General features: G+C 68.8%; 18 protein-coding genes and 1 tRNA gene. 6 read left to right on the top strand and 13 right to left on the bottom strand.

Features of this window, described 5'->3' with window-relative positions; all coding sequences use genetic code 11:
- The first annotated feature begins 6 nt into the window (after positions 1 to 6).
- On the top strand, positions 7 to 1065 hold the full coding sequence (locus HJG44_RS18215; RefSeq protein ID WP_171219751.1) for an alpha/beta fold hydrolase: 1059 nt from the start codon (positions 7 to 9) through the stop codon (positions 1063 to 1065).
- On the opposite strand, the gene hisN is transcribed toward HJG44_RS18215, so the two are convergent.
- Both hisN and HJG44_RS18225 read right to left on the bottom strand, forming a co-directional pair.
- Positions 970 to 1752 carry a histidinol-phosphatase gene (gene hisN / locus HJG44_RS18220; protein ID WP_171219752.1) on the bottom strand — a complete coding sequence of 261 codons (783 nt, stop codon included), beginning with the start codon at positions 1750 to 1752 and terminating at the stop codon, positions 970 to 972. The genes HJG44_RS18215 and hisN overlap by 96 nt on opposite strands.
- A gap of 216 nt (positions 1753 to 1968) precedes the next feature.
- On the bottom strand, positions 1969 to 2862 hold the full coding sequence (locus HJG44_RS18225) for an N-formylglutamate amidohydrolase (protein ID WP_171219753.1): 894 nt from the start codon (positions 2860 to 2862) through the stop codon (positions 1969 to 1971).
- Positions 2863 to 3078: 216 nt separating this feature from the next.
- On the opposite strand from HJG44_RS18225, the gene cpdR reads away from it, so the two are divergent.
- Both cpdR and otnK read left to right on the top strand, forming a co-directional pair.
- Positions 3079 to 3438: a cell cycle two-component system response regulator CpdR gene (gene cpdR / locus HJG44_RS18230; protein ID WP_171219754.1), complete on the top strand. Its 360-nt coding sequence runs from the start codon at positions 3079 to 3081 to the stop codon at positions 3436 to 3438.
- Between the two features lie 81 nt (positions 3439 to 3519).
- On the top strand, positions 3520 to 4785 hold the full coding sequence (gene otnK / locus HJG44_RS18235; RefSeq protein WP_171219755.1) for a 3-oxo-tetronate kinase: 1266 nt from the start codon (positions 3520 to 3522) through the stop codon (positions 4783 to 4785).
- 12 nt (positions 4786 to 4797) lie between these two features.
- Here otnK and HJG44_RS18240 read toward each other — a convergent pair whose 3' ends face one another.
- From HJG44_RS18240 to HJG44_RS18265, 6 genes are all read right to left on the bottom strand, one after another.
- Positions 4798 to 5103 (bottom strand): ETC complex I subunit, encoded by a 306-nt coding sequence (locus HJG44_RS18240; RefSeq protein ID WP_171219756.1) that lies wholly within the window; start codon positions 5101 to 5103, stop codon positions 4798 to 4800.
- Positions 5104 to 5133: 30 nt separating this feature from the next.
- Positions 5134 to 5210 (bottom strand) — tRNA-Pro (locus tag HJG44_RS18245).
- A gap of 63 nt (positions 5211 to 5273) precedes the next feature.
- Positions 5274 to 5465, bottom strand: a complete 192-nt coding sequence (locus HJG44_RS18250; protein WP_171219757.1) for a hypothetical protein — start codon at positions 5463 to 5465, stop codon at positions 5274 to 5276.
- 38 nt (positions 5466 to 5503) lie between these two features.
- Positions 5504 to 5971 (bottom strand): DUF192 domain-containing protein, encoded by a 468-nt coding sequence (locus HJG44_RS18255; RefSeq protein WP_171219758.1) that lies wholly within the window; start codon positions 5969 to 5971, stop codon positions 5504 to 5506.
- A gap of 3 nt (positions 5972 to 5974) precedes the next feature.
- Positions 5975 to 6571: a cold-shock protein gene (locus tag HJG44_RS18260; protein WP_246736345.1), complete on the bottom strand. Its 597-nt coding sequence runs from the start codon at positions 6569 to 6571 to the stop codon at positions 5975 to 5977.
- Between the two features lie 122 nt (positions 6572 to 6693).
- The gene (locus tag HJG44_RS18265; protein ID WP_246736346.1) at positions 6694 to 7464 is read right to left on the bottom strand and encodes an SIR2 family NAD-dependent protein deacylase; all 771 of its coding nucleotides are present in this window, start codon (positions 7462 to 7464) and stop codon (positions 6694 to 6696) included.
- A 74-nt stretch (positions 7465 to 7538) separates the two neighbouring features.
- Between HJG44_RS18265 and HJG44_RS18270 the strand changes: the two genes are divergently transcribed.
- The gene (locus HJG44_RS18270; protein WP_171219760.1) at positions 7539 to 8525 is read left to right on the top strand and encodes a heparan-alpha-glucosaminide N-acetyltransferase; all 987 of its coding nucleotides are present in this window, start codon (positions 7539 to 7541) and stop codon (positions 8523 to 8525) included.
- Positions 8526 to 8529: 4 nt separating this feature from the next.
- On the opposite strand, the gene HJG44_RS18275 is transcribed toward HJG44_RS18270, so the two are convergent.
- From HJG44_RS18275 to HJG44_RS18295, 5 genes are all read right to left on the bottom strand, one after another.
- Positions 8530 to 9300 carry a potassium channel family protein gene (locus HJG44_RS18275; protein ID WP_171219988.1) on the bottom strand — a complete coding sequence of 257 codons (771 nt, stop codon included), beginning with the start codon at positions 9298 to 9300 and terminating at the stop codon, positions 8530 to 8532.
- A 4-nt stretch (positions 9301 to 9304) separates the two neighbouring features.
- Entirely contained in the window at positions 9305 to 10465 is a 1161-nt protein-coding gene (locus HJG44_RS18280) for an epoxide hydrolase family protein (RefSeq protein ID WP_210261215.1), read from the bottom strand.
- 79 nt (positions 10466 to 10544) lie between these two features.
- The gene (locus tag HJG44_RS18285) at positions 10545 to 11459 is read right to left on the bottom strand and encodes a sugar kinase (RefSeq protein ID WP_171219761.1); all 915 of its coding nucleotides are present in this window, start codon (positions 11457 to 11459) and stop codon (positions 10545 to 10547) included.
- A 60-nt stretch (positions 11460 to 11519) separates the two neighbouring features.
- Positions 11520 to 12227 carry a TIGR02453 family protein gene (locus HJG44_RS18290; protein ID WP_171219762.1) on the bottom strand — a complete coding sequence of 236 codons (708 nt, stop codon included), beginning with the start codon at positions 12225 to 12227 and terminating at the stop codon, positions 11520 to 11522.
- A 153-nt stretch (positions 12228 to 12380) separates the two neighbouring features.
- The gene (locus HJG44_RS18295; RefSeq protein WP_171219763.1) at positions 12381 to 14348 is read right to left on the bottom strand and encodes a PhoX family protein; all 1968 of its coding nucleotides are present in this window, start codon (positions 14346 to 14348) and stop codon (positions 12381 to 12383) included.
- A 140-nt stretch (positions 14349 to 14488) separates the two neighbouring features.
- Here HJG44_RS18295 and HJG44_RS18300 point away from each other — a divergent pair, with 140 nt between their 5' ends.
- Both HJG44_RS18300 and HJG44_RS18305 read left to right on the top strand, forming a co-directional pair.
- The gene (locus tag HJG44_RS18300; protein ID WP_171219764.1) at positions 14489 to 15967 is read left to right on the top strand and encodes a pyruvate kinase; all 1479 of its coding nucleotides are present in this window, start codon (positions 14489 to 14491) and stop codon (positions 15965 to 15967) included.
- Between the two features lie 154 nt (positions 15968 to 16121).
- The gene (locus HJG44_RS18305) at positions 16122 to 16670 is read left to right on the top strand and encodes a peroxidase-related enzyme (RefSeq protein WP_246736369.1); all 549 of its coding nucleotides are present in this window, start codon (positions 16122 to 16124) and stop codon (positions 16668 to 16670) included.
- The last annotated feature ends 57 nt before the right edge of the window (positions 16671 to 16727 follow it).

Raw genomic sequence — 16727 nt, forward strand, 5'->3', positions numbered from 1 at the left:
CGCGTCGTGAGGCTCGTCGAAACGCCCGACAACCCGGCGCCTCCGGGCGGGGTGGCGGTTCCCGTGAAGACCGAGGACGGTGTGACCTTGCGGGCGGCCTATTGGCCGGCCAGGGTCGCCCATCCGCGCGGGACGGTGCTGATCCTCCACGGCCGGGCCGAGTTCATCGAGAAATATTTCGAGGTGACCGGCGAGCTCTTGGACAGAGGCTTCGCGGTCGCGACCTTCGACTGGCGCGGCCAGGGCTCGTCGGGCCGCAGCGTACGGGACGGGCGCAAGGGGCACGTGGCGCATTTCGACCACTTCCGGCGCGACGTGGAAGCTGTTTCGCGCGAGATCGTCGACCCGCTGCTACCGAAACCGGCCTTCGGCCTCGCGCATTCGATGGGGGGCTGCATCGCGCTGATCGGGGCGGCGGAAGGCTGGCTCCCCGTCCAGCGGCTCGTCACGACGACGCCGATGATCGCGCTGAGCTTGGTCAAGCATGCGCGGCTCGTGCGCGGGCTCGTTCGCATCCTGGCGCGGCTCGGGCTCGCCGGCCGCTTCGTGCCGGGCGGGCGGGCGCACTCCATCTCGACGGAGCCCTTCGAAGGCAACCGCCTCTCCGGCGATCCCATCCGGTACGCCCGCAACGCCGCCATAGCGCGCGAGCTCGGCCAGGGCGCCGTCGGATCTCCCACCATCGGCTGGCTCGTCGCCGCCTTCGAAGCCATGGAGCGGCTCCAGGCGCAGGACTGCCCGGGCCGCATCCGGATCCCGACCCTGGTGGTCGGAGCGGGGGACGATCCGGTCTGCCTGACGCCCGCGATCGCGCGCTTCGCCCGCGCGCTCGGCCCGGGCTCGACCTATCTCGAAATCCCGGGCTCCCGCCACGAGATCATGATGGAATCGGCTCCCATCCGGGAGGTCTTCTGGAAGGCCTTCGACGCCTTCATCCCGGGATCACAGGATACCCCGGAACGGCTCGTCTCAGCCGCGCAGCCGCTCGATGACGCTATCGTGCAGCCGCTTGTCCCCGCAGGCGACGATGGATCCGCCCTGCGTGGCGGGTCCGCCATCCCATGACGTGACGATCCCGCCCGCGCCCTCGATGATCGGAATGAGCGGGACGATGTCGTAGGGCTTGAGCCCCGACTCGATCACCAGGTCGAGATGGCCGGCCGCGAGCATGCAGTACGCGTAGCAGTCATAACCGAAGCGGGTGAGCTTCACGGCCGATTCGATCCGTTCGTAGCCCGCCATGAGGTCCGTCTCGAACAGCCGCGGGCTCGTCGTGGACAGGACGGCGTCGGCGAGCGAGCGGCAGCGGCGCGTGGCGAGCTTGCGCTCGCCATGCGGGCCGACATAGCCGGCGCTCCCGCCGTCGCCGAAGAAGCGCTCGCCGATGAAGGGCTGGTGCATCAGCCCGTAGGCCGGCGCGCCGTTGCGGGTCAGCCCGATCAGCGTGCCCCAGAGCGGCAGACCGGCCATGAAGGCGCGCGTGCCGTCGATCGGATCGAGCACCCAGACGAACTCGGCATCCGGCCTCTCCGCACCGAATTCCTCGCCGATGATGCCATGCGACGGGAACATGGTCCCGATCATGCGACGCATCGCGATCTCGCCCGCGCGATCCGCCTCCGTGACCGGGTCGAAGACGCCGCCGCGCGACTTGTCCTCCGCCGACAGCATGGTGCGGAAGAACGGGAGGATCGCCTGGCCCGACTTAGTGGCCAGGTCATTAACGAAACTCGAGAAATCAACAGGCTTCATTCAGCGGTCCGACTGTTTGCGCTACTCGGCGGCGCCGGCCACCATAGGACGGCGGGCATGCGGCGAGAAATCCCGTCGGGGCACTTGATTTTTGTGCGGCGCGAAGTAGATTGTGCATCGCAGCGCCTGGCGCTGCTGCCCTCCTTGGGCGTTTCCTCCCTAGACTTGGGCCGCACCGCGTGTGCGGCCTTTTTTCTTGGGCGGCTCTGTCGCGACCTATTCGGCCGCGATGCGGGTCGGCTCGAGGCCGCCCCCAACCTCCATCATCACGTCGGCGAAGCAGTCCGTCAGATCCTCGGTCAAGCGCCCGAAGCCCGCACCCGGCTGCAAGGTGCGCTCGTCCATGTAGAGCGCGCGGTTGATCTCGATCTGGAGCGAGTGGCGGCCGAGCGCCGGGGCGCCGTAATGCTCGGTGATGAAGCCGCCCGCATAGGGCTTGTTGCGGACGACCGCGTAGCCCCGCTCGCGCAGGGCGGCATCGACCAGGTCGGTAAGCAGCCCGGCGCAGCTCGTGCCGTAGCGGTCACCGAGCACGACGTCGGCCCGGACGAGATCCTCGCGATTCAGGCTCGTCGATGGCATGGAATGGCAGTCGATCAGGACCACCTGACCAAAGAGTTCGACCGTGCGGGCGAGCCGAGTGCGCAGCAGGCGATGGTACGGCTTGTAGAGAAGCTCGATCCGTCGGAGCGCCTCCGCAACCGGCAGGCGGCCGCGATAGATGTCGTGCCCGTCCGCGACAATGCGCGGGATCGTGCCGAGCCCGCCAGCGACCCGCATGGAGCGCGTATTGGCGTAGGGCGGCAGCTTGCCGTCGAACATGCGCGGGTCGAGCTCGTAGGGCTCGCGGTTCACGTCCAGATAGGCGCGCGGGAAGCGGGCGCTGATCAGCGGCGCCCCGAGCCGGACCACGGGCGCGAAGAGCCTGTCCACGAAGGCGTCCTCGGAGCGGCGGAGCGCGACGGCGTCGAGGTGCGATCCGGACAGGAAGGAGGCCGGATAGACACTGCCCGCATGCGGCGCATTGAAGACGAATGGGAAGCGCTGCCGATCCGGTTCCGCGCAGAGGAAGGGCGGGTGGAACTCGACGGAAGGGTCGGTTTCGTTCAAGGAAGGGCCTGACGTCGGAACGCGGGGGGCTGGACCTTGCGGCCCAATGTGGCGGGCCTGTGTCTCCGAGTCCACAGGCGGGGCGCGCGTGACCGGGGAACCGGTGCGGACGGGCAAGGATCCGGCGCGACCCGGCGCTCCTTCATGCGAAATTTACCATGTGTGGCGTTTAAGGACGTTGTAGAAACCTCTCCGAGTTCAACGAGTTCGCCGGCCATGAAGATCCTGCTTGCGGAAGACGATCATGACATGCGCCGCTTCCTGGCCAAGGCGCTGGAGAATGCGGGTTTCAAGGTCTCGTCCTACGACAACGGCCAATCTGCCTATGACCGGCTGCGCGAGGAGCCTTTCGAGCTGCTCCTGACCGACATCGTCATGCCCGAGATGGACGGGATCGAGCTGGCCCGCCGGGCGACGGAGCTCGATCCGGACATCAAGGTGATGTTCATCACGGGCTTCGCGGCCGTCGCGCTCAACCCCGACAACAAGGCGCCGCGCGACGCCAAGATCCTGTCGAAACCCTTCCATCTCCGCGAGCTCGTGAACGAGGTCGAGAAGATGCTCGCGGCGGCTTAACGGGCATCGTTGTGGAGGGTCTCCTGGCCGGCCCACATCCTCTCCTGACCAGGACTTGACGAGCGTTCCGGTCGGGCGCGCATGGGCATCCTCATCGGCTGCATCGCGGACGACTTCACCGGCGCGACCGATCTCGCGGGCATGCTGGTGAAGGCGGGCTTCAGGACGGTCCAGACCGTCGGGGCCCCTGAGGGCCCGCTGCCGGCCGGTTTCGATGCGGTGGTCGTGGCGCTGAAATCGCGGACCTGCCCGGCTGAGATGGCCGTGCGGGATTCGCTCGCCGCCCTGCAGGCGCTCCGGGCGTCCGGCGCGGAGCAGGTCTACTTCAAGTACTGCTCGACCTTCGATTCGACGCCGGCGGGCAATATCGGGCCGGTCGCGGATGCGCTGCTCGACGCGCTCGAGGCCGCCTTCACGGTGGTCTGCCCGGCCTTCCCGGCTAACGGACGCACGATCTACAAGGGCCATCTCTTCGTCGGCGACGTGCCGCTCGACGAGAGCGGCATGCGCGATCATCCGCTCACACCGATGCGGGATTCGAGCCTCGTGCGGCTGATGCAGGCGCAGACGGACCGAAAGGTCGGGCTCGTCGCCTACGAGACGGTCCGGGGCGGCCCTCGGGCGATCCGCAACAGCTTCGCGGCGTTGCGGGCCGATGGCGTGACCTATGCCGTCACGGACGCGCTTACGGACGAGGACCTGGCGGCGCTCGGGGCGGCCTGCGACGGCCTTCCGCTGGTGACCGCCGGATCGGGCCTGGCTCTCGGCCTCGGCCCGAATTTCCGCGACCGCCTGCCCCCCGGGGCCACGGCGGACCGGCTGCCCCGCACGAGCGGCCGCAGGGCCGTCATCTCGGGGAGCTGCTCGGTCGCGACGCGGGCGCAGGTGGCGCGGATGCGAGAGCGGCATCCGGCCTTCCGCGTCCTCGTCTCCGACATCGCCCGCGGCGAGGACGTGGTCGGGCGCGCGCTCGCCTGGGCCGCGGAACGGGCGGACGGTCCCGTTCTCGTCTACGCGACCGCCGAGCCGGAGGAGGTCCGGGAGGCCCAGGCCGCGTATGGGGCCGACGCCGCGGGCGGAATGGTGGAGAAGACCCTCGCGGCGATCGCCCGGAGCCTCGTCGCGGCGGGCGTGGGGCAGCTCATCGTCGCGGGCGGCGAGACCTCCGGGGCCGTCGTGCAGACGCTCGGCGTCACCGCACTCGCCATCGGACCGGAGATCGATCCCGGCGTCCCCTGGACGGCGACCATCGATAGGGGCCGCACACCCCTGGCGCTGGCGCTGAAATCCGGGAATTTCGGGACGGAGGATTTCTTCCTGAAGGCCTGGGACCGCCTCCCGGAATGAGGCACGGCGGGCTCAGTGCGTCCAGGGCTGCGTCCGGTTGAACTTGAAATTGTCGGCGTAGGACATGGTGCGGCGCCGGCTTTCCGTCGGCTCCTCGACCCGGTACGGGATGCCCTCCCGCTCGGCATAGGCGATCGCCTCTTCCTTCGTGTCGAACCGGAGGCGGAGCTGCTGGCGGGTGTCGCCGGAGGAGGTCCAGCCCATCAGCGGCTCGATCTCGCGCGGACTCTCCTGCTCGAACTCGAGAAGCCACAGCTTCGTCCTGGCGAGCCCCGATTGCGTGGCGCTCTTGGCCGGCTTGTAGATTCGGGCGGGCATGCGGTCCGTCTGTCCTCACACGGGCGGCGATGGTCGGGGCGGCCGGATTCGAACCAGCGACCCTCTGCTCCCAAAGCAGATGCGCTACCAGACTGCGCTACGCCCCGACTGCCGTCCCTCTCCTGGGCTCAAGGGCCTGGAAGGTCAAGGGTTCCAGCAGGCGTGAGCCGTCACGGTTCCCAGCCGCAGCGCCGGGCTGCCTCGTTGAAGCTCCTGCCGGCGGCCTCGCGCTCCGCCGGCGTCATGGTTCTCCAGGCCTCGCGGCTCGGCCCGAAGGTGGCCGCGTTGTGCCGGCGGCAGAACGGATCGGTCTGGCAGGCGGCCAGGCACATGACGAAGGCGACGACGAGAACCGGCTTCATAGGCAGGTGAACGCCAGCCGGCCAGCCCGGTTGCGGGCCTAGCGCTGCCTGAACATCGAATGCTCCACCCGGTCGCCGGGCCGGATGCCGAGACGCCTCGCGCTCCCGCCCACCAGCTCGAGGACGCCGAGCACGGGCTCGCCCGACTCGATCGTACGCGTCGACAGCGGCTCCGTGTTCTCGGCGATGCGGGCGATCGTGCCGTCGGGGCGGATGAACAGCATGTCGAGCGGGATGTAGGTGTTCTGCATCCACATGGCGACGGGCTCGACCCGGGCGAAGTCGAACAGCATGCCGCGATCGGCGGCCATGCTGCGCCGGTACATGAGGCCCTGCGCGCGGTCCGCATCCGTGCGCGCCACTTCGACCTGGAAGGCGTGCCGCTGGCCCGACTGCGTGACGATCGTCAGCGGCTCGAAGGCCTGCGCCCAGGCCAGAAGGGGCGCGACAAGGAGGGCGAGGACGAACGCGGCCCAAGGGGACCGCGCTGCAAGACCGGCTCGCATCAGTCAGTGCGAGGCGGGAAGCGCGCTCTGCGCAAGCCGCACCTCGGCGGCCATCTGGCCCTTCGAGCCGTCGCCGTAGCGCACGAAGACCCGCTCGCCCGGCTTCAGCTCCGCGATGCCGTAGCGGCGCAGCGTCTCCATGTGGACGAAGATGTCCGGCGTGCCATCGCCGCGCGTCAGGAAACCGAACCCACGCAGCCGGTTGAACCACTTCACCGTGGCGGGCTCCAGCCCGCTCGTCGGGACCACGACCTCGTGGGTGCGCGGCATCGGCAGTTCGGAGGGGTGGATCGCGGTCGAATCGTCAAGCGAGACGACCTTCAGCGCCTGCAATCCGCGCGGTCGCCTAGCCGCCTCGACGACGATGCGGGCGCCTTCATGCGCGGCCTGATAGCCGTCGCGCCTAAGGCAGGTCACATGAAGGAGGACGTCCGGCAGTCCATCGTCCGGAACGATGAAGCCGAACCCCTTGGCGACGTCGAACCACTTGATCCGCCCGGCGACCTGGATGACCTCGATCTCGGGAGCCTGGGCGTCGGCCTCGGGCCGTGCGCCGCGGCTTTCGAATCCATCGACCCCGCCTGCCCGAAAAGGGGGCAAACCGTACTCGTCCGCCATTGCGCACCGCCCGAATCACGCCGCTGATTCGCTTGGTGAACATAACATCAAGGGGACTCGCGCAAAGGCGGCTTTCCCGCCATCCACCGGCAGTTACGGGCGAGTCAATGCGTCGCGGCGAGCGGGCCCAGAACCTCGCCGATCTCGCCCGCGATGACGAGATCGGCCATCCCGTCAAGCTCCGTCGGCTCGCGGTTGACGATCACGAGCCGTGCGCCCTTGCGCTTGGCCAGCACGGGGAAGCCCGCGGCCGGATAGACGACGAGCGATGAGCCGATCGCCAGGAACAGATCGCAGCCGAGCGTCAGCTCGCGCGCCCGTTCCATGGCGAGCTCCGGCATGGCTTGGCCGAAGGAGATCGTGGCCGACTTCACCATCCCGCCGCAGGCGGTGCAGACCGGCGCCCGCCCGGTGGACTCGAACTCGCGCCGGACATCGGCAAGCTCGTGCCGGAGGCCGCAGGAGAGGCAGGCCGCATAGGTGCCGTTGCCGTGAAGCTCGATCACGTTCTCGTCCGGAATGCCCGCGGCCTGGTGCAGCCCGTCGATGTTCTGCGTGATGACGCCCGGCGACTTGCCCTCCGCCACGAGCCTCGCCAGCGCGCGGTGGCCGGCGCTCGGCTTTGCGCCGGCATAGATGTCGTCCATGGCGAACTTGCGCCGCCATGCCTCTCGTCGCGCCTCCTCGGACGCGACAAAGTCCTGGAAATCGATCGGCCTATTCTTCAGCCAGGGCGAACCCGGCGAGCGGAAATCCGGCACGCCGCTCTCCGTCGAGATGCCGGCGCCCGTGAAGGCGACGACGCTCTTCGCGCGGGCGATCATGGCGGCGAGTTCGCGCGTCAGCCCGGCCAGGCTCTCGTGGTCGTTCCGCATGGAAGGCGATATAGGGCCGCCTCAATCCGCAGGCGAGGACCTCATCCGGTTCTCGCCCAACCTGATCGGCGCGCTTGGTCTCTCTCAGCAACGCGGCCCTGAAAGGCGGGGCGAGCCCGGCGCGGGGCCGCATAGGAGCCATCGACATCGCCCGCGGCGTCGCGGTCGCCGCCATGGTCGTCTACCACTTCGCCTGGGACCTCTCGGAACTCCGCCTGATCGCGACGGAGGTCACGGCCGAGCCGGGCTGGCGCTTTTTCGCCCGGGCGATCGCGGCGAGCTTTCTCCTTCTCGCCGGGCTCGGGCTCGCGCTCGCCCATCCCGGCCGGATCCGGTGGCGGGCCTTCGCGCTCCGCCTCGCCACCGTCGCCGGAGCTGCGCTCATCATCACCGGAGCGACCTTCCTGGCGTTCCCCGACAGCTACATCTTCTTCGGCATCCTGCACGCGATCGCGCTGTCGAGCCTGCTCGCCGTCCCGTTCACGCAGGCGCCCGCCTGGGTGGCAGCGGCGCTCGCCGTCCTGATCGGCGCCGCGCCGCTCGTTCTCCGGGGCGGGGTGTTCGAGCATCCCGCGCTCGCCTTTCTCGGGCTCGCAAGCCGGCCGCCCATCACCAACGATTGGGTCCCGCTCCTTCCATGGGCGGCCTTCGTGTTCGCGGGCGTGGCGCTCGGCAAGCTGCTGGAGGGGTGGCTGAAGGCCCAGACTGGCCGGCTACGGTCGCGCGCCGGCCGTGCGTTCGCCTGGGCGGGCCGGCACAGCCTTGTCATCTACCTCCTGCATCAGCCGCTGCTCTTCGGCGCCCTGTACGGCCTCGTCCAGGTCACCGGGCCCAACCTCGCGGCGGTCGCGAAGCGGGTGGAGCGCGGCTGCCCGGCGAGCTATCTGGCCGCCGGCTTCGCGGAGCCCGTCGCCCGCGCAACCTGTTCCTGCACGGTGGACAAGCTGAGAAGGGCCGGGATCTGGTCGGATTTCCTGCGCGAGCGGCTTTCCGAGGGCCAGCGGGCGGAACTCGCGGGTATCGCCAGGGCCTGCCTCGCCCGCTCCCGTCCAGCCGGCTGAGGGATCAATCCCCCTCGTCCGGGATGTTGAGCACCGTTCCGCAGGCCTTGCAGTGCACTGCGTCTGGGTCGTGCCGCTGCAGCCCGCAGGTCGGGCAGGGAAAGCGCACCTTGTTCGGCCGGAACAGGACCTGCGCCAGCCGGAGGAAGAGCGTCACCCCGAAGATCATGATGAGGACGGAGATCAGCCGGCCAGCCGTGTCCTTCAGCACGATATCGCCGTATCCGGTCGTGGTGAGCGAGGTGACGGTGAAGTAGAGCGCGTCGACGAAGTTGTGGATGTTCGGGTTCGTCCGGTGCTGGGTGGCGTAGACGATCCCGGTCATCACGAAGATGAAGACGAAGAGGTTCGTGACCGCGAGGATCACCTCCTCGTTGCGGCGGAAGAAGGGACTGTCCTGCCGGAGCCGGGTCAGGATGCGGTAGTTGCGCAGGAGCCGGAGCGTGCGCAGGATGCGCAGAAAGCCTGCGCCCTCGCCGATGAGGGGCGCCACCAGGAACGAGACCAGCGCCACGATATCCGCCCAGGTGGCCGGATGGGCGAGCTCGCGCCAGGGGCTCCGGCTGCTGTAGAGGCGGGCCGAGAAGTCGGCCAGAACCGCGAGCCCGATGACAATGTCGAGCACCTTCACGCCCGGCCAGTCCGGCGCGAAGGAGGTCGCGATGATGAAGACGACCGTCGCGACGTCGAAGGCGAGAAGGCCGTATCGGAACCGATGCGCCCGCTCCGTGTCTCCCTCGTAGAGCTCGCGGAGCAGGCTCCGCAAATCCTTCAGCGGGTCAGGCCCGGAGAGTGCGTGCGAAGGCGACGATGTCACGGGCAAGCGCCTCGGGCTGTTCCAGAGCGGCGAAGTGGCCGCCTCTCTCCATAACCGTCCAGCGCTGAATGTTCCTGAACGTCTTCTCGGCAAGCGAACGCGGCGGCCTGACGATCTCGCGTGGGAAGGCCGCATAGCCGGTCGGAATGTCGACCGTCCCGCCCTCCGGGATCGGCCAGGGCGAGTGCATCCGGGCGTAATAGGGCCAGAAGGACGAGCCGATCGCACCCGTGAACCAGTAGAGCGACAGGTTGGTCAGGACGGCGTCGCGGGATAAAGCCGACCACACATCGCCGTCATTGTCGCTCCAGGCGCAGAACTTCTCCCCGATCCAGGCCGCGAGGCCGGCGGGCGAATCCGTCAGGGCAAAAGCCAGCGTTTGCGGCCGGGTGCCCTGGATCCACTGATAGCCCGTCTCCTCCTTGAGCCAGTGCTTCAGCTCCTCGAGGAAACGCGCCTCGTCCGGGGTCGGATTCTTCACCATTTCCGGGTCGCGCCGGACCGGCAGCATGTTCAGGTGGATGCCGATCATCCGGTCCGGACGGGCATAGCCGAGATAGGCGGTGACGAAGGATCCCCAGTCGCCGCCCTGCGCCATGAAACGATCGTAGCCGAGCGCGCTCATCAGCTCGGCGAAGAGATCAGCGATCTCGGTCACCGAGAATCGCCTCTGACCCGGCGCGAAGGAGAGCCCGTATCCGGGCAGCGAGGGCGCCACGACCGTGAAGGCATCAGCGGGGTCTCGGCCGAACGCGGCCGGGTCGGTCAGGCGCGGGATGATGTCGAGGAACTCGACGACAGAGCCCGGCCAGCCATGCGACAGGAGAAGCGGCTTCGGATCCGGCCCCTTCCCGGGCACGTGCATGAAATGCAAGTCGATCCCGCCGAGCGGCATCGTGTAGTTCGGAAAGGCGTTGATGCGCGCCTCCGCTTCCCGCCAGTCGAAGCGCTCGCGCCAATAGGCGACGAGGTCCTTCAGCCAGTCCACGTCCGTTCCGTAGGCCCAGGACTGGCCCGGCGCCTGGTCCGGGAAGCGCGTACGGGCGAGCCGCTCGCGGAGATCCGCGATGGCCTCGTCCGCCACGTGGAGGGCATAGGGCGTCATGGCCACGACTCCGCTCACGCCGGCCTGCGCCGGCATCCGATGCCGGACGGCCCTGGACCTCGGCATCCGCCGGGATGGGCGGAACGGAGCGGAACGCTCACTCCGCAGCCTCCGCCCGCGACCGGCGCTCCGGCCAGGTCTCGGCCGCAATGTCGATGTCGCGGAGGCTGGGCAGGCTCGCCTCGTTGCCGAGGTGCTGGATCGCATGCGCGGAGGCCGCGCGGGCGAAGACGAAATGGTCGATCCAGGGCAGGTCGTGGCGCGCCATCGCGGAATACATGTAGGCGCCGTGGAAGATGTCGCCCGCGCCGTTGGTATCCACGACGCGGTGCGGCGGCACCGCGAGCGAGGGGAGGTGACGGCGCTCGCCCGTCTCGTCGTACCAGACCATGCCGTCCGCGCCCTGCGTCACGCCGCCGATCTTGCAGCCGCGGCTCTGCAGATAGTCGAGCATCCCGGCCACATCGAGGTTCATCTGCTCGCAGAGCCGCTCGGCGACGACAGCGACGTCGATGAAGCCCAGGAGCTCGTGCGTGTTCGCCCTGAGGCCCCCGCCGTCGAGCGAGGTCAGGACGCCGCCCTCGCGGAAGATCTTGGCATAGTGGATCGCGGCGTCCGGCTGGTGGCCGTCGAGATGGAGGCCGCGCGCCCCGTCGAGGTTCAGCGGCGGCACGGGATGGAGGTACTCGTCGTCGCGGCAGCGCACGATGGCGCGCTTGCCGCCTTGCGGCATGATGAAGGAGAGGGACGATTCCCGCACCTTCCGGTGGTGGACGGAGATGCCGTATTTCGCGGCCATGTCGATGAACATGCGGCCGAGCCAGTCGTCGGCGACGGACGCGAGCAGATCCGGCGCGATGCCGAGCTTGGCGCAGCAGAAGGCGGCCGTGACCGCGTTGCCGCCGAACGAGATCGCGTAGTCTTCCGCGACCGTCTTGTCGTCGCCGGTCGGGATGTGGTCCGTGATGAACGTGACGTCGATATAGGCTTGGCCGATGAACAGCGCTTTCATGAATCGCCTCCGTGGTCGAGTTAAGCGCGGCAGGGCCAAAGCGCCAAACCCGGCCGGTCTTCATGCCGGCCGGTGCGTATCCAGCGCCGCCCAGCCGAACCGGAGCAGCGGTTCGGCATCCTGGGCGAAGGCGACGAGCTGTCGGGCGAGGTCGGGCGAGTGGATTGCCGTGGGGGCGATGGGGCGGCGCACGAGGAGATTCCGCATCTTCACCGCGGCGGCCAGATCCTCCTCGGCGCAATCCTCGAAACCTTTCGGCGGGCGCGAAAGCGGGTCGCCGAGGACGAGATTGGACTTTCCCAGCTTCGCGACGGTCGCCCGGAACGCGTCAGGCTTGCCGACAATTCCGCGTCGCAACGCGAGCACCTCCTCGGGCTCCGGCCGCCAGAATCCCGCGGCGGCGAAGCAGCCCTCCGGGTCGATGTGGATGTACAGAAGGCCCTGCGACCGCTTCGTGCCGTCGCGGCTCAGCACGGCCCCGGCATTCGTCTTGTAGGGCCGCTTGTCCTTGGAGAAGCGGGTGTCCCGGTGCAGCCGGAAGATCGACCGCCCGTCCCCGCGCAGCGGCAGGCCGATTCTCTCGAACTCGCCCGTGAGCGATTCGACCAGCGCCTGCAGGGGCGTCTTGAGCTCGCTCTCGTAGAGGCCGCGGTTCTCCTCGAACCAGGTCTTGTCCTGGTGGAAGGCCAGTGCCTTCAGGAAGCCGAGCGCCCGCGGCCCGAAGCCGGGGAAGGCTGCTGACCGAGGCGGGAGAGTGCTTTTCGACATGGCGTGATCTCGTGATCAGCCATCGTGTCACGGCCGGGCTTGTCCCGGCCATCCCGATCCGATCGGCAATCGCGGCCGCAGAGCTTTCTCGATCTCCTGCTCTGCGTCGAGAGGGCCGGGACAAGTCCGGCCATGACAGGCGCGTGCCCGGCGTCAGGCGATCTTGCCCCCGCCCTGCTTCGTGACGAGCACGACGGAGGGGCGCGGCGGCACGCCGTCCTTGAAGTCCGGCCAGCGCGTGTTCGGGTACTCGTAGCTGGCCGGCTGCCCCTCCTCCGCCTCGCCCGGATGCTGCACGGCGAGGAACAGCGTCTCGTCGTCCGGCGTGAAGAAGGGCCCGCAGAGCTCCGCCCCCGCCGGCACGCGGAAGAAGTGCCGCGACGTGCCCCGCAGTTCCCCCTCCGTCTCGAGCGCCCACAGCCCGTCAGCCCGGCCCGTCGCCTTTTGGTTGTTGCCGTCCGTGGCGATCCAGAGCCGGCCCTTCTGGTCGATGGCGCAGTTGTCCGGCATGCCGAACCACCCGTTCTTCGTCGTCTCCGACGAGAAGGTCGCCCCCACCTCCTTGATCGACGGGTCGCCGCAGCGCACCAGCACCTCCCAGCGGAAGGTCGCGGCCGCGTGGTCGCCGCCATCCGGCACCATCTCGATGATGTGGCCGAAGGCGTTCTTCGCGCGGGGATTGGCGGGGTCGACCTGCGCGTCGGAACGCCGCGTGTTGTTGGTGAGCATGACGTAGACGCGGCCCGTCTTCGGGCTCGCCTCGATGTCCTCCGGGCGGTCCATCTTGGTCGCGCCGAGGAGGTCGGCCGCGCGCCGCGTCTCGATCAGGACGTCGGCCTGGCTCGCAAAGCCGTTCTGCCCGGTGAGCGGCCCCTGACCCTGCACCAGCGGCAGCCAGGTGCCGCTGCCGTCTGGATTGTATTTCGCGACCGAGAGCGTGCCCTCGTCGAGAAGGCCGAGATTGGCGGCGCGGTTCTGCGGATCGACTTGGCCCGCGGTCACGAACCGGTAGACGTAGTCGAAGCGCTCGTCGTCGCCGAGATAGATGACGTAGCGGCCGTCCGCGTTGACGATCCCGGCCGCGCCCTCGTGCTTCGTGCGGCCGAGCGCCGTGCGCTTCTTCGGCACGAAGTCCGGGTCGAAGGGATCGATCTCGACCACCCAGCCGAAACGGTTCGCCTCGTTCGGCTCCTTGGCCAGGTCGAAGCGGTCGTGGAACTTGCCCCACGCATAGGCGGGCGTGCCGATGCCGTAGCGCTTGTAGTTGACGGCCTCCCGGTGCCCTTCGGGCAGCTTGCCCCAGAAATAGCCGTTGAAGTTCTCCTCGCAAGAAAGCCAGGTGCCCCAGGGCGTCACGCCGCCCGCGCAGTTGTTGATCATGCCGCGGACCTGCCGACCCGTCGGATCGGCCGCCGTTCTCATGCGGTCGTGCCCGGCTGCGGGGCCGGTGATCTCCATCGGGGTCTCGGCCGTGATGCGGCGGTTGTACCTGGATTCCCGCATGACGGCCCAGCGCCCGCTCTGGCGCCGGATCTCGACGACCGCGCCGCCATGTGCGGCCATCTCTATGTCGACGAGGTCCTTCGTCATCTTGGAAAAGCCGGCATCCTTGGCGTCCTGGATGCCCACGCCCGGGAACATCAGCTCTTCGTTCGTGTATTCGTGGTTCACCACCAGGAGGCCGTGCTGGCTCGAGCCGCCGATCGGGATGTAGCCGACGAAATCGGAATTGTAGCCGAACTGCCGCGCCTGCCTGGCCGCGCTCTGGGCGTTGGGATCGAAGTCGGAGGCGTCCGGGAAGATCGGGTCGCCCCAGCGCAGCAGGATCTGGGCGTCGTAGCCTTCGGCGACATGGTGGGTCTGGTCCACGCCAGCCTCGATCTCCTTGAAGTCGAAGGAGGCCGCCGCGGTCTTCTTCGCCGGCTGCTCGTTCGCGGCCAGCGCCCTCGTGCCGATCGTGGCCGAGATCGCGGTCACGGCCATCGCGCCCCGGAACAGGTCGCGGCGGTTGAACCGCGCCGCGATCATGTCGCCCATGGTCGGATTCGCGGTCGGGTTGATGCCGAGGTCTCCCGAATCCTCGAGATCCGCGGACCGCATCCGCCCGGTATTGTCGCTCATGGTCCTGCCCCGCTCGTATCGGCCCGCGGCTTAGAACTGTTCCATGTCAGTTCTGTAACATGGGACCCGCTGGCCGCATTCGCTGACGCCGCATTGTCACGGCCGGGCGCTAGGAGGCGCGCGGAGACGGACGGAGCGACGTGACCAAGACCACCAGAGACATCCTCGACGACGTGCTCGCGCTGCGCGAACGCGTCTCGACCTGGGGCGCCGCCACGTTCCGGCACTGGCGCCCCCGGATCCGGCGGCCGGAGTTTGCAGCCGGCGCCCTGAACCTCGCCCATTACCTAGCTTTCCGGAAGCACGACCTGCGCCCGCTGCAGCGCGCGCTCATGCCGCTCGGCATCTCGTCGCTCGGCCGCGCGGAAGGCCGCGTCCTCGCCTCGATCGACGCGGTCGCCTGCGCACTGTCGAAGCTGGTCGGGCGTGCGCCCGGCGCACCCCTCCGGCCGCCCTCCGCGCGGCAGTTCTATCGCGGCGAGCGGCAACTCGGGCTTGCCGCGGAGGCGCTGTTCGGGCCGGGTGTCCCGGGACGGCATGGCCGAATCCTCGTCACGCTCGGGTCCGACGCCGCGCGCGACCCCGGCCTCCTGCGGCGCCTTGCCGAAGGCGGCGCTGACGCGGTCCGCATCAACTGCGCCCATGACGACCCGGACCGCTGGATGCGGATGATCGAGCATCTGCGCACGGCCGAGCGCGCGACCGGTCGGAGGCTCAAGCTGCTCATGGACCTCGGCGGCCCGAAGGTGCGCACGGCCGATGTCGCGACCCCGTCCGACCGGCAGCGCATGGTGGCGGGAGACGAGCTCCTGATCTGCCGGGCGGGGGCGCTCCGCGATCCGGGCTACGCCTTCCAGACCGGCTGCACGCTGCCGGTCGTGCTGGAGCGGATCAAGATCGGCGACCCCGTCGCGATCGACGACGGGAAGCTGCGCGGGCGCGTGGTCCGCGAGGAGGCAGGAAACCTCGTCGCCGTGATCGAGCAGGCCCCAGTCAAGGGAGCGAAGCTCAGGCCCGAGAAGGGCCTGAACTTTCCCGGCGTGAAGCTCGGGCTGGACCCGCTCACCGCGAAGGACCTCGCCGATCTGGACATCGTTGCGCGCGAGGCGGACATGGTCGGCTATTCCTTCGTCGAGACCGCACAGCACCTCGCCTGCCTGCAGGAGGAGCTTGCCCGCCGCCGCTCCGACTGGCGCCGGCTCGCTGTCGTGCCCAAGATCGAGACCGGAGGGGCGGTCGCGAATCTGCCGGAGATCATCGTGCAGGCGGCCGGCTGCCAGCCGCTCGCCGTGATGATCGCGCGCGGTGATCTCGCGGTGGAGATCGGGTTCGAGCGCGTCGCCGAGATGCAGGAAGAGATCCTGTGGCTCTGCGAGGCGGCGCATGTGCCGGTGATCTGGGCCACCGAGGTGCTGGACGGCCTTGTCCGGAAGGGAACGCCGTCGCGCGGCGAGATGACCGATGCCGCTATGGCGGCGCGCGCCGAATGCATCATGCTGAACAAGGGTCCCAACCAGCTCGCCGGAGTCGAAGCGCTGGACAACGTCCTGCGGCGGATGGGCGAGCACCAGGCCAAGAAGACGCCGCTGCTGCGAGAACTGCGCAGCTGGGCGTCCTAGCGTCGCGCGGATCGGGAGGCTGGGCTATCGTCGGGCATCGGAAGGGAGGCGGCGAGCGATGGCGCGAGCGAAGACGAGACGGGGGGACGAGAAGAGGGCGAGCGGCAGGCGCGATGCCGGGGAGCGGCCTGCGCGGCAATCCGACGAGCGCGCGATGGCGCTGGATCTGCCGCGGGGCGAGCTCTCGCCCGAGATGCGGGCCTATTTCGCGAAATGCGACGAGAAGATCGGCTTCGTGCCGAATGTCCTTGTGGCCTACGCGCATGACAACGCGAAGCTGGAAGCCTTCGCGGCCATGTACAATGACCTGATGCTCGCGCCGTCCGGCTTGTCGAAGCTGGAGCGCGAGATGATCGCGGTCGCAGTCTCCAGCCAGAACCGCTGCTATTACTGCCTGACCGCGCACGGCGCCGCGGTCAGGCAGCTCTCGGGGGACCCCGTTCTCGGCGAGCTCCTGGTCATGAACTACCGCGCGGCGGATCTGCCTGCCAGGCATCGGGCCATGCTCGACTTTGCGGTGAAGCTCACCGATGCGCCCTGGACGGTCGAGGAGCAGGATCGCGCGGCGCTGCGGCATGTCGGGTTCGGCGAGCGCGATATATGGGACATCGCCGCGGTCGCGGCCTTCTTCAACATGTCGAACCGGATGGCGTCCGCGGTCGATATGCGGCCGAACCCCGAGTACCACGGCCAAGCGCGCTAGCCTGCAATAACTACGTAATAATTCCGGTATTTTATTTTTCGCCCGGCATCCCTATGT

This window comes from Enterovirga aerilata (assembly GCF_013044135.1).
Classification (GTDB): Bacteria; Pseudomonadota; Alphaproteobacteria; order Rhizobiales; family Beijerinckiaceae; genus Enterovirga; species Enterovirga aerilata.